Source organism: Streptomyces sp. NPDC052236, assembly GCF_044548015.1.
Classification (GTDB): Bacteria; Actinomycetota; Actinomycetes; order Streptomycetales; family Streptomycetaceae; genus Streptomyces.
On sequence record NZ_JBIUBL010000016.1, the window covers coordinates 1 to 12637 of the forward strand.

At 70.9% G+C, this 12637-nt stretch carries 14 protein-coding genes; 6 read left to right on the forward strand and 8 right to left on the reverse strand.

The window, feature by feature from the left end; genetic code table 11:
• Nucleotides 1-335: 335 nt before the first annotated feature.
• Nucleotides 336-1010: a class F sortase gene (locus ACIHCQ_RS25060; protein ID WP_399666357.1), complete on the reverse strand. Its 675-nt coding sequence runs from the start codon at nucleotides 1008-1010 to the stop codon at nucleotides 336-338.
• Between the two features lie 6 nt (nucleotides 1011-1016).
• Nucleotides 1017-1640, reverse strand: coding sequence for a hypothetical protein (locus ACIHCQ_RS25065; RefSeq protein WP_399666359.1), 624 nt, complete (start codon nucleotides 1638-1640; stop codon nucleotides 1017-1019).
• Between the two features lie 326 nt (nucleotides 1641-1966).
• On the opposite strand from ACIHCQ_RS25065, the gene ACIHCQ_RS25070 reads away from it, so the two are divergent.
• On the forward strand, nucleotides 1967-2746 hold the full coding sequence (locus ACIHCQ_RS25070; protein ID WP_399666362.1) for an HAD-IIA family hydrolase: 780 nt from the start codon (nucleotides 1967-1969) through the stop codon (nucleotides 2744-2746).
• 59 nt (nucleotides 2747-2805) lie between these two features.
• Here ACIHCQ_RS25070 and ACIHCQ_RS25075 read toward each other — a convergent pair whose 3' ends face one another.
• Both ACIHCQ_RS25075 and ACIHCQ_RS25080 read right to left on the reverse strand, forming a co-directional pair.
• Complete coding sequence (locus ACIHCQ_RS25075; protein WP_399666365.1) at nucleotides 2806-3630, reverse strand: hypothetical protein; 825 nt, start codon at nucleotides 3628-3630, stop codon at nucleotides 2806-2808.
• 368 nt (nucleotides 3631-3998) lie between these two features.
• Entirely contained in the window at nucleotides 3999-5171 is a 1173-nt protein-coding gene (locus tag ACIHCQ_RS25080; RefSeq protein ID WP_399666368.1) for an ROK family protein, read from the reverse strand.
• A 47-nt stretch (nucleotides 5172-5218) separates the two neighbouring features.
• On the opposite strand from ACIHCQ_RS25080, the gene ACIHCQ_RS25085 reads away from it, so the two are divergent.
• Together ACIHCQ_RS25085 and ACIHCQ_RS25090 are read left to right on the forward strand one after the other, a co-directional pair.
• A complete protein-coding gene (locus tag ACIHCQ_RS25085; RefSeq protein WP_399666370.1) occupies nucleotides 5219-6313 on the forward strand; it encodes a Gfo/Idh/MocA family oxidoreductase in 1095 nt (364 codons plus the stop codon).
• Entirely contained in the window at nucleotides 6310-6846 is a 537-nt protein-coding gene (locus tag ACIHCQ_RS25090) for a heme-degrading domain-containing protein (protein ID WP_399666373.1), read from the forward strand. The genes ACIHCQ_RS25085 and ACIHCQ_RS25090 overlap by 4 nt, the downstream gene beginning before the upstream one ends.
• Nucleotides 6847-6989: 143 nt before the next feature.
• Here ACIHCQ_RS25090 and ACIHCQ_RS25095 read toward each other — a convergent pair whose 3' ends face one another.
• The 4 genes from ACIHCQ_RS25095 to ACIHCQ_RS25110 all read right to left on the reverse strand — a co-directional run bounded on the left by ACIHCQ_RS25095 (nucleotide 6990) and on the right by ACIHCQ_RS25110 (nucleotide 9912).
• The gene (locus ACIHCQ_RS25095) at nucleotides 6990-7850 is read right to left on the reverse strand and encodes a fumarylacetoacetate hydrolase family protein (protein ID WP_399666376.1); all 861 of its coding nucleotides are present in this window, start codon (nucleotides 7848-7850) and stop codon (nucleotides 6990-6992) included.
• An 87-nt stretch (nucleotides 7851-7937) separates the two neighbouring features.
• The gene (locus ACIHCQ_RS25100) at nucleotides 7938-8675 is read right to left on the reverse strand and encodes a YidC/Oxa1 family membrane protein insertase (protein WP_399666378.1); all 738 of its coding nucleotides are present in this window, start codon (nucleotides 8673-8675) and stop codon (nucleotides 7938-7940) included.
• A gap of 101 nt (nucleotides 8676-8776) precedes the next feature.
• Nucleotides 8777-9073: a DUF6412 domain-containing protein gene (locus ACIHCQ_RS25105; RefSeq protein WP_399666381.1), complete on the reverse strand. Its 297-nt coding sequence runs from the start codon at nucleotides 9071-9073 to the stop codon at nucleotides 8777-8779.
• 50 nt (nucleotides 9074-9123) lie between these two features.
• On the reverse strand, nucleotides 9124-9912 hold the full coding sequence (locus ACIHCQ_RS25110; protein WP_399666383.1) for a class E sortase: 789 nt from the start codon (nucleotides 9910-9912) through the stop codon (nucleotides 9124-9126).
• Between the two features lie 115 nt (nucleotides 9913-10027).
• Here ACIHCQ_RS25110 and ACIHCQ_RS25115 point away from each other — a divergent pair, with 115 nt between their 5' ends.
• The 3 genes from ACIHCQ_RS25115 to ACIHCQ_RS25125 all read left to right on the forward strand — a co-directional run bounded on the left by ACIHCQ_RS25115 (nucleotide 10028) and on the right by ACIHCQ_RS25125 (nucleotide 12540).
• The gene (locus ACIHCQ_RS25115; RefSeq protein ID WP_399666386.1) at nucleotides 10028-11038 is read left to right on the forward strand and encodes an SEC-C metal-binding domain-containing protein; all 1011 of its coding nucleotides are present in this window, start codon (nucleotides 10028-10030) and stop codon (nucleotides 11036-11038) included.
• The gene (locus ACIHCQ_RS25120; RefSeq protein WP_399666389.1) at nucleotides 11035-11472 is read left to right on the forward strand and encodes a very short patch repair endonuclease; all 438 of its coding nucleotides are present in this window, start codon (nucleotides 11035-11037) and stop codon (nucleotides 11470-11472) included. The genes ACIHCQ_RS25115 and ACIHCQ_RS25120 overlap by 4 nt, the downstream gene beginning before the upstream one ends.
• Nucleotides 11473-11568: 96 nt before the next feature.
• On the forward strand, nucleotides 11569-12540 hold the full coding sequence (locus tag ACIHCQ_RS25125) for a DNA cytosine methyltransferase (protein WP_399666392.1): 972 nt from the start codon (nucleotides 11569-11571) through the stop codon (nucleotides 12538-12540).
• Nucleotides 12541-12637 lie beyond the last annotated feature (97 nt).

The following is a 12637-nucleotide window of genomic DNA, read 5'->3' on the forward strand; positions in this document are numbered from 1 at the left end:
GGGGGGGGGGGGGGGGGGGGGGGGCCCCCCCCCCGGGGGGGGGGGGGGGGGGGGCGGGGGGGGGGGGGGGCCCCCCCCGCCCCCCCCCCCCCCGGGGGGGTTTGGGGGGGGGGGGGGGGGGGCCCCCCCCCCCCCACAACGACCCGCACCCACGCACCCGCCCCGCACCCCCTAGGCCCACCCCCCTCCCCCCTCTAAAGTGTGCGCAACGCGGACCCACCGAACCTCCCGCGCGGCGCCAGGCTCCTCCCGCAGCCAAGGCGGCACCCCCGCGGTGGAGGACCGGCCCGGCCGGCGGCTCCGGGGGGAGCGCGTCGTCGGCCGGGTCAGGCCGGTCAGGTTGCTCCGGTGAGGTACGCCGACACGACCACGTTCGCGCCGTACGTCCGCGTCGCGCGGTCGAACGTCCCCCCGCAGGTGATCAGCCGCAGCTCCGCCCGCCCGTCCTGGCGCGGCCCGTACACCTTCCGCGGATCGAACCGGTCCCGCCCGAAGACCTGCACGTCATCGATGGTGAACTCGGCGACCGAGCCATCTGCCCTCGTCACCCTGACCTTCCCGCCGGGCCGGGCGGAGCTCAGGCGGTAGAAGACGGCCGGTTTGGTCTCGGTGTCGACATGGCCGACCAGCAGCGCGACGCCCGCCTCGCCCGGCCGCGTACCGCTGCCGTACCAGCCGACCGTGTACGGCATCCCGTGCGGGGGCGGGTCTATCGCGCCCGTGGAGTCCAGGCCACGCGGAACGACCGGGGCCGTGACGCGTATCGAGGGGATCTCGACCCGGTGCGGCTTCACCGGCCTCACGGGCTCCAGCGGGTCGTGCGCGGGCGGCATACGTACGCCCGCCGGGCGGCCGACGGCCGCCACATCGCCGGTGGTGGGGGCGGAGGTGCCGCCGGGACCATCGGCGATCTCGCGGCCCCAGAGCGAGAGACCGAGCAGCAGCGCCGCCCAGGCCACTCCGGTGAGCAGTCGGCCATGGGGGCCGGTCGGGTGTTCGACGGAGGCCATGGCATGTCAATCCGTGTCCGTGCGGCGGCGCCGCCGCGAGGTGCGCAGGGCCACGGCCACCGCGGCAATCCCCGCGAGCACCAGGCCGATGATGGTGTGCGGGGTTCCGGGGCCCGCGTCTTCCGTACGCACATCCCCGGCGGCGAGAGGCGCGGCGCCACCGCCGCCCGCCCGCACCGGGGCGACGGGTGTCTGGTGATGCGTGGGCCGGCTCGTCGGCGGAGGGGCCGGGACACCGGTCGCCGGGTGCTTGGGCGGGTGCGTCGGCAGATGACGCGCGCCGACCTGAACGCTCCCCGCCCGCGGATGGTCACTGCCGTCACAGGCGACATGCACCTCGTACGTGCCGGACCTCGCGGACGACTTGACCATCGTGTTCCCGGACAACAGGGAGCGCCCCGAGCCCGCCAGCTCCGCGTTCACAACAAACGCCCGGGATCTCACGGTGCCCGTCGTCCCCTTGCAGCCCGATACGCGGATCTCCACGTCGCCCCCCGGCACACTGCGGGACGGCCCGACCGTGGCCCGCACGGAATCGTCGGCGTACGCGGCAGGCGCGGCGACGGACGACACCACTCCCAGCACGACGGCCGCCCCTGCGGCACGGAGAGCAATCAACCCTGAACGCATCGTGAACCTCCTGGTAGGAAAAGGTTCACGCGCACGGGGCGTTTCCGCATCCTCAGCAGCGGCCCACTGGCCCGTACGGACCACGTGACCTGCTCAGATCTCACATACGATCGATGAGATCCGCCTGGTTCTCCACCCCGGACCTGAGGACGTGATCGAGCCGCGGGACACGACGGAGTGACGCACGCCTTTGATCCCTGTGCCGTCCGGTAGTAGCCCGGTGCGGCCCGCGGATCAGGGACATACCTGCGGCCGATGCGGAAGGCCCCGTACGTGGTCGTTACCCTTGGCCACTCGTAAGTCCCGCGTCCGGCAGGAGAACCCCCATGGCAGAGCGCAAGCCGATCGAGTCCTGGCTTACCGACATGGACGGCGTCCTGATCCACGAGGGTGTTCCGATCCCTGGTGCCGACTCCTTCCTCAAGCGGCTGAAGGAGTCCGGGAAGCCCTTCCTGGTCCTCACCAACAACTCCATGTACACCGCGCGCGACCTGCACGCCCGGCTCGCCCGCATGGGCCTCGACGTGCCGGCCGAGAGCATCTGGACCTCAGCCCTGGCGACCGCGAAGTTCCTGGACAATCAGCACCCCGAAGGCACCGCCTACGTCATCGGCGAGGCCGGGCTGACCACGGCCCTGCATGACATCGGATACATCCTGACCGACCACGAACCCGACTTCGTGATCTTGGGAGAAACTCGGACGTACTCCTTCGAGGCGATGACGAAGGCGGTTCGACTGATCAACAGCGGTGCCCGCTTCATCGCCACCAACCCGGACGAGACCGGGCCGTCCGCCGAGGGGGCGTTGCCCGCAACTGGCTCGGTGGCCGCGCTGATCACGAAGGCGACCGGCAAGAAGCCTTACTTCGTCGGCAAGCCGAACCCGCTGATGATGCGGACCGGGCTGAACTCGATCGGCGCGCACTCAGAGACCTCGGCCATGATCGGTGACCGCATGGACACCGACGTTCTGGCCGGGCTGGAAGCCGGCATGGAAACCTTCCTGGTGCTCACAGGGCTGACGAGCCGGGACAACATCGACCGATACCCGTACCGGCCGACCACGGTCGTCGACTCGATCGCGGATCTCGTCGACCGCGTTTGATCGTCTCGGCAGATACAGAGAAGGCCCTCCCAGTACCGCAGGGAGGGCCTTCCTGGTTTTCAGTGCCGCCGGGCGCGCAGCCGCCGGGATACCAGCACCAGGGCCCCACTGCTCAGCAGTACGGCGCCGATCGCGACCCCGAGGCGGATGAGGGAGCCGGTGCCGGTGGTGGCGAGTTCGTCGCGGGCGGCGTCGGTGGCGGCGTCGGTGGCGTCCGATCCGGGACCGTCCTCCTCGGTCTCCTCGCCTTCCGCGGTCTGCTGGTCGACGACGGCGAAACGGTAGTCGCCTGACTCGCCCACCCAGTCCCCGTCGTCGCCCTGCCGCTGGACGATCGCGGCATTGACCGTGACCTCGTTGGACGGGATGTCCGCGCCCATCGCGACCCGGACCCTGACGGTGACCGTCTTCCTGGCGGGCACGGCGAAGCCGGGGAAACCGTCGTCCAGGACGCCGACGATCTCGTCCTCGGCGGTCGTCTCCAGGGCCACCGGCCGCCAGCGGGCCGTCTGGCCGTCGTAGAACTCCAAAGCCATCCGGGGCGGGGCGAGTCCGCCGTCGCGGCCGGTGAAGATGATCACGGGGTGGATGTTGGTGCAGGGCTGGGCGGTGGTGTTGGCGAGGTCCAGGGACCACTCCTCGAAGCCGCCGCCGGAGTGCTGCACGGCCGGGCCGCCGTGGATGCGGGTGTCGAGGGGGAACTCGGGGTCGGTGACCTTGCCGCAGATCGGCTGCCGGCTCTCGGGCGGACCGGCGGGCTTGGAGGAAGAAGGGGAAGGAGTGGTGTCGGCGGCGGCAGTACCGGCAGCGGCACCCGCCGTACCGACGAGGACGGCAAGGGCGGCAAGGACGGCAAGGGCGTTGCGCAGTCGCATGGGTCGCATGGGCGGCGTGGCCTTTACTGTTCGGCTGTTCTCGGCTGCTCGGCTGTTCGGCTGTTCGGCTGTTCGCGAATCGCCGGGGGATCACCCGGTCGTGAGGCGCGGGGTTCGGGGCGGAGCCCCGACAGGGGGGCCCGAGGCAAATCAAGCCCCGCTGGGGTACCTCCCCCGCCCGCGCTGGGGGTCCCCCCACGCCCTCAGGGCGTGGGGGGAGTAGGGGGAGATTGAGGCGCGGGGTGCCGGGGGCAGCGCCCCCGACATGGGCCCGAGCGTTGGCGCCCCTCCCGCGTCCCGACCCTGCCACGCGCGCGTGGCCGTCGCCGTACGGAGGCCACCGCCGTACGGCCGAACAGCCGCCCAACTCCCTCGTATCAGCGTATTTTCGGTCCGAGCTGTGCCGCCTCGGCCCGCCCGAACACGGGCGCGAGCACCAGCTGCGCGGCCCCCTCCGCCACCAGATGCGCGCCCCCTTCGGCGAGGGCCACCGGAACGCGTACGCCCTCGGCGACACCCCGTACGAACGGCTCGGCGACCGCGACGACGACCCGCCCGCCCAGCAGTACGCGGTCGATGTCGAGCAGCTCGACCAGGTTCGCCGCGCCGGTGCCCAGCACCCGGGCGGCCCGGTCGTAATCGCCGTGGGCGACGGCGGCGAGGCAGAGCGCCTCGATGCACCCGCGCTTGCCGCAGCCGCACGGCGGCACCACCTCGGGCCGCCGCGCCCCGTCGAGCTGGATGACCTGATGCCCGAACTCACCGGCGCCCGTGCGCGCGCCGCGGTACAGAGCCCCGCCCAGGACGAGCCCCGCCCCCAGCCCCGTACCGAGATGCAGATACGCGAAGGAGTCGCCGGGTCCGCGCAGGGCTAGCCCCAGGGCGGCGGCGTTGGTGTCCTTGTCGAGCACCACTGGTACCCCCAGCCGCGCGGCGAGCGTGTCCCGCAGGGGAAAGCCCTCCCACTGCGGAAACCCGGTGACGCGGTACGGCACACCCGTGACGTAGTCGAGCGGTCCGGGCATCGCGACACCGACACCGAGCAGGGGCAGGGGAAGGGCTTCTCCGAGACCCCCGGGACGGCCGGGACCCCCGGGACCGCCGAGCCCCCCTCCCCGAGCCGCGAGCAGCGCCCGCACCTCGCCCACCGCCGCCTCGACCACCGTCTCCGCCCCCGCGCCCAGATCCAGCGGCGCGCTACGAACCGCCACCGCCGTGCCCGCGAGGTCCAGCAGGGTCACCGTCAGCTCGTCGCGGTCCAGGTGCAGCCCGACCGCGTGCCCAGCCGACGGCACCAGGCGCAGCACCGTGCCGGGCCTGCCGCCGGTCGACGCGCGGCGGCCCGCGTCGGCCGCCAGGCCCTCCTCCCGCAGCCGTGCCGTGATCTTGCTGACCGCCTGCGGGGTGAGGCCGGTGCGCTCGGCGAGCTCCAGCCTGCCTATGCCGCGCTCACCCGCCGTACGCAGCAGATCGAGCACCAGCGCGGCGTTGTGGCTGCGCAGCGCGGGCAGGTTCGCCCCTACTCCCGTGATGGCCGTCATATGCCCCATTGTCCCGTCCGCTTGCACTTTGGCAACAGCGTTGCTTAAGTGGCCGTATGACTGACACCCGCGCCCGCACCCCTCTGCGCGTAGGACTCGTCGGCTACGGCCTGGCGGGTTCCGTCTTCCACGCCCCGCTGATCGCCGCGACCGAGGGCCTCGCCCTCGACACGATCGTCACCTCGAACCCGGAGCGGCAGGAGCAGGCCCGCGCCGAGTTCCCGGGCGTACGCATCGCCGCCGCGGCCGGCGAGCTGTGGGAGCGGGCCGGTGAGCTCGATCTGATTGTGATCGCCTCCCCGAACAAGACGCATGTCCCGCTCGCGACTGCCGCCCTCAAGGCCGGTCTGGCGGTCGTGGTCGACAAGCCCGTCGCGGGCACCGCCGCCGAGGCGCGTGAGCTCGCCGCCCTCGCCGAGGAGCGCGGGCTGCTGCTCTCCGTCTTCCAGAACCGCCGCTGGGACAACGACTTCCTGACCCTGAAGAAGCTGATCGCGGACGGCGAGCTCGGTGACGTACAGCGCTTCGAGTCCCGCTTCGAGCGGTGGCGTCCGCAGCTCAAGGGCGGCTGGCGCGAGTCGGGCGACCCGCAGGAGGTCGGCGGTCTGCTGTACGACCTGGGCAGCCATGTGGTCGACCAGGCGCTGACGCTGTTCGGCCCGGTCGTACGCGTATACGCCGAGGCTGACGTACGCCGTCCGGGCGCCGAGACCGACGACGACACCTTCATCGCGCTCACGCACGCGAACGGCGTCCGCTCGCATCTGTACGCCAGTGCCACGACCGCCCAGCTCGGCCCGCGTTTCCGGGTCCTGGGCTCGGCGGCCGGATATGTGAAGTACGGCCTGGACCCGCAGGAGGCGGCCCTGAAGGAGGGCACGCGCCCGACCGGCGACGGCGGCACGTGGGGCGTGGAGCCCGAGGAGCTGTGGGGCCGTGTCGGCGCGGGAGACTCGCCGCTGACCGACGGCGGCCGGCCGGTCGAGACGGTGCCGGGCGACTACCCGGCGTACTACGCGGCGATCGCGACGGCGCTGCGCGACGGTACGGCCCCGCCGGTCACCGCGCAGGAGGCGGCGGCCACACTGGACGTACTGGAGGCGGCGCGCCGCTCGGCGCGCGAGGGCGTCACGGTGGAGGTCACCACATGAGCAGTTCCAGCAACCCCCACAGCAACCCCGACGGCAATCCCGGCAACGCCGGCAGCAAGCCCGCGGACGCCTCGCAGCCCACCATCGATGAGCTCGTCGCACAGGAGCGGCAGCTGACGCTGCGCGGCTTCTCGTACGACGATGCCTGGGCGCTCGGCAGCATGCTGGTCGAAATGGCGCATTTGCGGCAGGCGTCGGTCGCGATCGACATCCGGCGCGGGACGCAGCAGCTCTTCCACTGCGCGCTGCCCGGGTCGAGCACCGACAACGACGCGTGGATCGACCGCAAGCGCCGGGTGGTCGAGCGGTACGGCGAGAGCTCGTTCCTGGTGGGGACGCGGTTCCGCGTGAAGGGGACGACGTTCGAGGAGTCCTCGCGCCTGGACCCGGATGTGTACGCGGCGCACGGCGGCTCGTTCCCGATCACGATCCAGGGTGTGGGCGTGGTCGGCTCGGTCACGGTCTCGGGTCTGCCGCAGGCGGAGGACCACGCGATGGTGGTCGAGGCGCTGGAACGCTTCATCGCAACGTGAACGACGACGCGACGTAACGACAACAACCGAGACCAGGGCCACGGGGAAACCCCCGTATCTCCGCGGCCCTTCCGGCCCCGCGGCTGCGGGTACCCCCACCCGCAGCCGCGCGGGCATCAACGCCCGCCCCGCCGCCGCCCCTGCTACGCGTCCTTGAACTCCTGGCGCTGGCGGCCCAGCCCTCCGATCTCCAGCTCCACCACATCACCGGCCCGCAGGAACGGCTTCGGCTCCGGCTGCCCCAGCGCCACGCCCGCCGGCGTCCCGGTGTTGATGACGTCGCCCGGGTAGAGCGTCATGAACTGGCTGACGTACCGCACGACCTCCGCCACCGGGAAGATCTGGTCCGCGGTGGTGCCGTCCTGCTTGAGCTCGCCGTTGACCCAGAGTTTCAGGCTCAGCGTCTGCGGGTCGGGCACCTCGTCCGCCGTCACCAGCCACGGGCCCAGCGGGTTGAACGTCTCGCAGTTCTTGCCCTTGTCCCAGGTGCCGCCGCGCTCGATCTGGAACTCGCGCTCCGAGACGTCGTGCGAGACCGCGTACCCCGCGACGTACGACAGCGGGTCCTCGTCGTCCTCCAGATAGCGGGCCGTACGCCCGATCACGATCGCGAGCTCGACCTCCCAGTCGGTCTTGCGGCTGCGGCGCGGTACGAGGACGGTGTCGTACGGGCCGACGACCGTATCGGCGGCCTTGAAGAAGACGACGGGCTCGGCGGGAGTCGCCGAACCGGTCTCGGCGGCGTGATCGTGGTAGTTCAGCCCGATACACACGACCTTGCCGATACGGGCGAGCGGCGGACCCGTACGGACCCCGTCGGCCTCCAGGACAGGCAGCTCGCCCGCGTCGGCGGCGGCCCGTACGCGGGCGAGGGCGGAGGCGTCGGCGAGGAGGTCTCCGTCGATGTCCGTGACAAGGCCGGACAGGTCGCGCAGCGTCGTACCGTCCTGGTCGAGCAGGGCCGGGCGCTCGGCGCCCGGCGTGCCGACTCGCAGCAGCTTCATGTGTGTCTCTCCTGGTGTACGGCGGGGGTTGGCCGATCCTCCAAGACATCCGACCACTCTGCAAGACCCCGTTCACAACCTGGACCGCTAGGGGGCGGTGGCGAGCGCTCCCGCGGCGGGCATGTCCCGGTAGAGGACGGCCCGCTCGACGGCGGACCAGGTGGTGCTGGTGACGACGTAGAGCGCGGCGGCCAGTGGCACCACGGCCACGGTGAAGAGCGTGGCGAAGGAGAGCAGCGGCATGATCTTCGTCATCGCCCCCATGCCCGGCGCCTGCTCCCCGACGACCGGCATGGCCGCCATCTGCCGCTTGGTACGCCCGTAATTGAAGGTCGCCACGGCGGCGACGATCACGAACAGCGCGACGTAGACCATGCCCGCGCCACCGAAGGCGCCGCCGTGCGCGAGCGCGTCGTGCCAGCGGTCCCCGAGGGGCGCGTCGAAGAGGGTGTGGCTGAGGAGCCCGTTGGGCTCGCCGCCGATCCGCGCGCTGGAGAAGAGGTGGTACATCAGGAAGAACGCGGGCAGCTGGAGCAGGCTCGGCAGACACCCGGCGAGGGGCGAGACCTTCTCCTTGGCGTGCAGTTCCATGACGGCTTTCTGCATCCGGTCCGGGTTCTTGGCGTGCTTCTTGCGCAACGCGGCGATCTGGGGTGAGAGGCGGGCCTTGGCCTTCTGCCCGCGGGCGGCGGCGCGGGAGAGGGGGTGGACCGCGAGCCGTATGAGCGCGGTGAAGACGACGATCGCGGCGGCGGTGGCGGAGGCGTCGAACAGGGGCTGGAGGAGGTCGGCGAGGTGTGCGACCAGGCTGGCGAAGACAGACATGGGTGAGCCCTCCGAGGGGTCTCGTCGTGCCGTGGATGAGAACGTGCGGCATGACGACCCGGCGAGGGCTTACGTACTTCGTACGTCTTGTACTGCGTGCCCTACGCGGCCGTCGGAAGAAGACGGCCAGGGGCTCGGGGCCTGCTCCGCCCGCGTGCGTCGGGATCACGCTGCGGAAGGAAGGCGGTGCGCTGCTCGCGGTCGCGGATGGCGGTACGGACCCGGGTGCGGGGCACGGCGGGGGCGCAGCGCGCGCTGATGACGGCGCAGACGACGAGCGCGGAGCCGGCGGCGGCGGTGGCCGTCGCGGCGAGGGCTACGGCGGCGGTGAGGCTGCCGCCGTCGATCAGCAGGACTTCGGCGAGGAGGACGATGAGCAGCGCGATACGGCGGTCCATGTTCCCTCCCCCTCACTCCACTCGCTGTTCTCGCTGTTCGAACCCTCACCCTAACGCGGGCTCATGGATTTCAGCTCCCCCCAGATGATGAGCCGGTACCTGGAGCTGTACTCGGGCGTACAGGTGGTGAGGGTGAGGTAGTAGCCGGGCTCGCTGTACCCGGCGCCGGGCTTTACGAGGCTGCGGGGCACGGGCGCGATCACCCCGGTATCGCGGGGCGAGGTCTGCGCGAGGCGGCTGCCGACGACGTACACGTAGATCGCTTCGCGCGTCTCGACCTGGATCGTGTCGCCGCCGCGGAGGCGGTTGATGTGCCGGAAGGGCTCGCCGTGGGTGTTGCGGTGCCCGGCGACGGCGAAGTTCCCGGCCTGGCCGGGCTGGGCGGTCTGCGGGTAGTGCCCCACATACCCGCTGTCGAGGACACCCTTCTTGGCGATGCCGTGGGCGACGGGGGCGACGACGTTGAGGCGGGGGATGCGGAGGAGGGCGTAGGCGCGGTCCCGGCGGGAAGCGGAGGGGCGCCGGTTTCCGGTGTCCTGCGCTCTGGCCTCACCCGGCCCATCAGCGCCCCGACCCCCCTCGGCGTACGCGGGTTCCTGTGGTTTTGGTAGATCCCCCCACTCCCGCTCAAGGGCGTGAACCTGGCGCTGGGCGTCCTGTCTGGCCTGCTGGTTGGTCCACCACAGCTGATGTACGACGAGGAGGAGTACGACAACCCCGAGGGTGACGGCGACCTCGGCGGCACCCCAGAGCCCACGCCCGAGGGCAACCCGCGTACGCGACCTGCGCCCGTGCACCACGACCGGTATCCGCTCCTGCCCCTGCTTCCTTTCCCGCACGGCGGCACGATAGGTCGTGCCGATCCAACCCACCAGACATGTGACATGTGCTCGGCCCTCGGTGTGGTCTACGGCGCATCCCGCTGGACGCCCGTACAGCAGTACGGTGTCCCTCATGCGCCCCGACACGCCTGCCGACCACACCACCGAAGCCGAGCGCCTGCTGCGTACCGCGGCGCAGTACCCCGAGGACCATGAGCCCCTGCTCCTCCAAGCGGCGGCCCATTTGGAACTGGCGGGCGACCGCGAACAGGCCTCGACGCTCTACGACCGCCTGCTCGCGGCCGGCCCCGAGCACCCGCTGCTGGTCAAGGCCCTCCAGGCGGCCAACCTGTGGGAGTACGGCCACGAGGCGGAGGCCCGCGCCCTGATCGCCGGCATCCGCGCGGCGGCCCCGGCACAGGCCGCGCCGTGGGAGATCATCGCCGAGACGCTGGAGTCCCACGACGAGCTGGAGGCGTCGCACGACTGCTTCACGACGGCGGTCACCCAGCTCCTCACCCCGGACGAGGACGAGGTCCCGTACGCGACCCAGTCCCTCCTCACAGGCCGCCACCGCGTCCGCCGCCTGCTGGGCCTGCCCCACGACGAGTGGGACGCCCTGGCGGACCGAGTCCACGGCGGATCCGTCTCCCTGGACGAACTCCACGACCCGAAGCGCCTATGGACCCTGGGCTCCGACAACCCCGCCGAACTGAGGGCGGAAATCGCCCGCCTCCGCTCGGAACTGGGCTCCTTCCGCTCGGCCCTCTCCCGCCCCTTCCCGGTGGCGGTCCTGCACTGGCCGGAACCGGAACTCGCGGAACTGCTGACGGCGTACCCCGAGCTCCAGACCGAATACCCGACCCACGCGGCCCACTTGACGGACATCGAGGCCTCACTGCGCGACCTGTCCGCGACGGGCACCCAGAACCTGGGCATCGTGACGGCAACGGTCCCGTCGTACGAGGCATTCGCAGCCTCAGAACAGTCCTCCCCATCGAACGCGGACCTGCTCCCCCAGTACGCAACGACTCTGGCGGCTCGGGGCCGGGCAACTCCGTGGCCTCCGCCGAAGGGTGCCCCGTGCTGGTGCGGCTCGGGCACGGCGTACCGGGACTGCCACGGGGTGCCGCACCAGTCATGAGACCCCGAATTCCCGGTATGAACCCCTCCTCCGCAGGCGTCTCCGCCCGGATGAGCCGCCAAGGGTCCCGCGACACCGCGTGCGAGATCGCCGTACGCAAGCTCCTCCATGCGGAGGGCCTGCGCTATCGACTGAACGTCCCGGTCCCCGGCATGCCTCGGCGCACAATCGACATCGTCTTCGGCCCGGCCAAGGTGGCAGTATTCCTGGACGGTTGCTTCTGGCACGGCTGCCCGCAGCACGCGACCCAGCCGAAGGCAAATGCCGAATGGTGGCGCGCCAAGCTCGACAAGAACATGGCCCGCGACCGCGAGACGACCGAGCATCTCGAAGCACAGGGGTGGACGGTCCTGCGCTTCTGGGAGCACCAGGTGCCCCGTGAGGTGGCCACCGACGTCGCGGTAGCCGTGCTCCGGCACCGCTCCGGGAAATGAAAGACATCGCAGTCACCATTCCGCATCGACATCAATGACGAGGCCGCATATCGTCGACGGCACAGATCGTTGATCTTGTTTCGGTAGGGGGCTCACATGGGGAGATTAAGATCGGTCGACGTGTGCTCCGGGGCGGGGGGACTCGCGTTGGGCCTTGAGCGTGCCGGTTTCGATCCGGTGCTGCTCCTGGACAACAAACGGGTCGCGTGCGAGACCCTGCGCCTCAACAGGCCAACGTGGAACGTCCTTGAGATGGATCTTCTGGACTTCGATCCTGCGGAGCACCAGGAGAGCTACGACGTGGACCTGCTTTCCGCAGGGCTGCCCCGTGTGAAATCGTCGGCGACCGTAAAGAGAGTGGAAACGGGTGCCGAGCTGCAACTGCTGAAAGCCACGGTCCTTCTGGCCCACGCCGTTCAACCACGAGCCTTGCTGATCGAGAGCGTGCCCGGACTCGTGGACGGTCCGGAGTTCACGAACGTGCGCGAATTCATCCGGAAAGAACTTGAGCACCTCGGTTACGGATTCCACTGGTTCGTCGTCAATGCCGCTGACTTCGGCGTTCCCCAGGACCGGAAGCAAGGCGTGCTCGTCGCATTGAAGGATCGCTACTTCGGCGCCTTCCAGGAGCCGACACGGACCACAGCTCAGCAAATCACGGCCGGCGAGGCCCTGCACGCATCCATGTCTCAGCGCGGCTGGACAGGTGCCGCCGCATGGGCGGCACAGGCGGACCACGTCGCACCGACCCTCGTGGGCGGTTCGGACAATCGTGGGGGACCCGACCTCGGGCTGACCGGCACCAAGAAAGCCTGGGCTCGCATGGGCATCAATGGCGGGGCCTTGGGGGACGAGGTGCCAGGACCGGACGGCGTCCAGGAGTCGGACAATTCCTCGTCCGGTCTGAAGAAGATCACAGTGCCACAGACGGCCATCCTGCAGGCCTTCCCCGAAGACTGGGTGTTCGCCGGCAAGAAGACGGCACAGTACCGCCAGATCGGCCACGCTTCCCCGCCTCCCGTCGGCGAGGCGCTGGGCAGGTCCGTCGCCAAGGCCCTGAATTCCTGAGGCGGCCGGCCCTTTCGGTCGTCGAGGGGGCCAACACTCCCACCTGGACGTGAGGCATGAAGACGACCCCTCGGCTCCTGACGGAGAACCCACTACA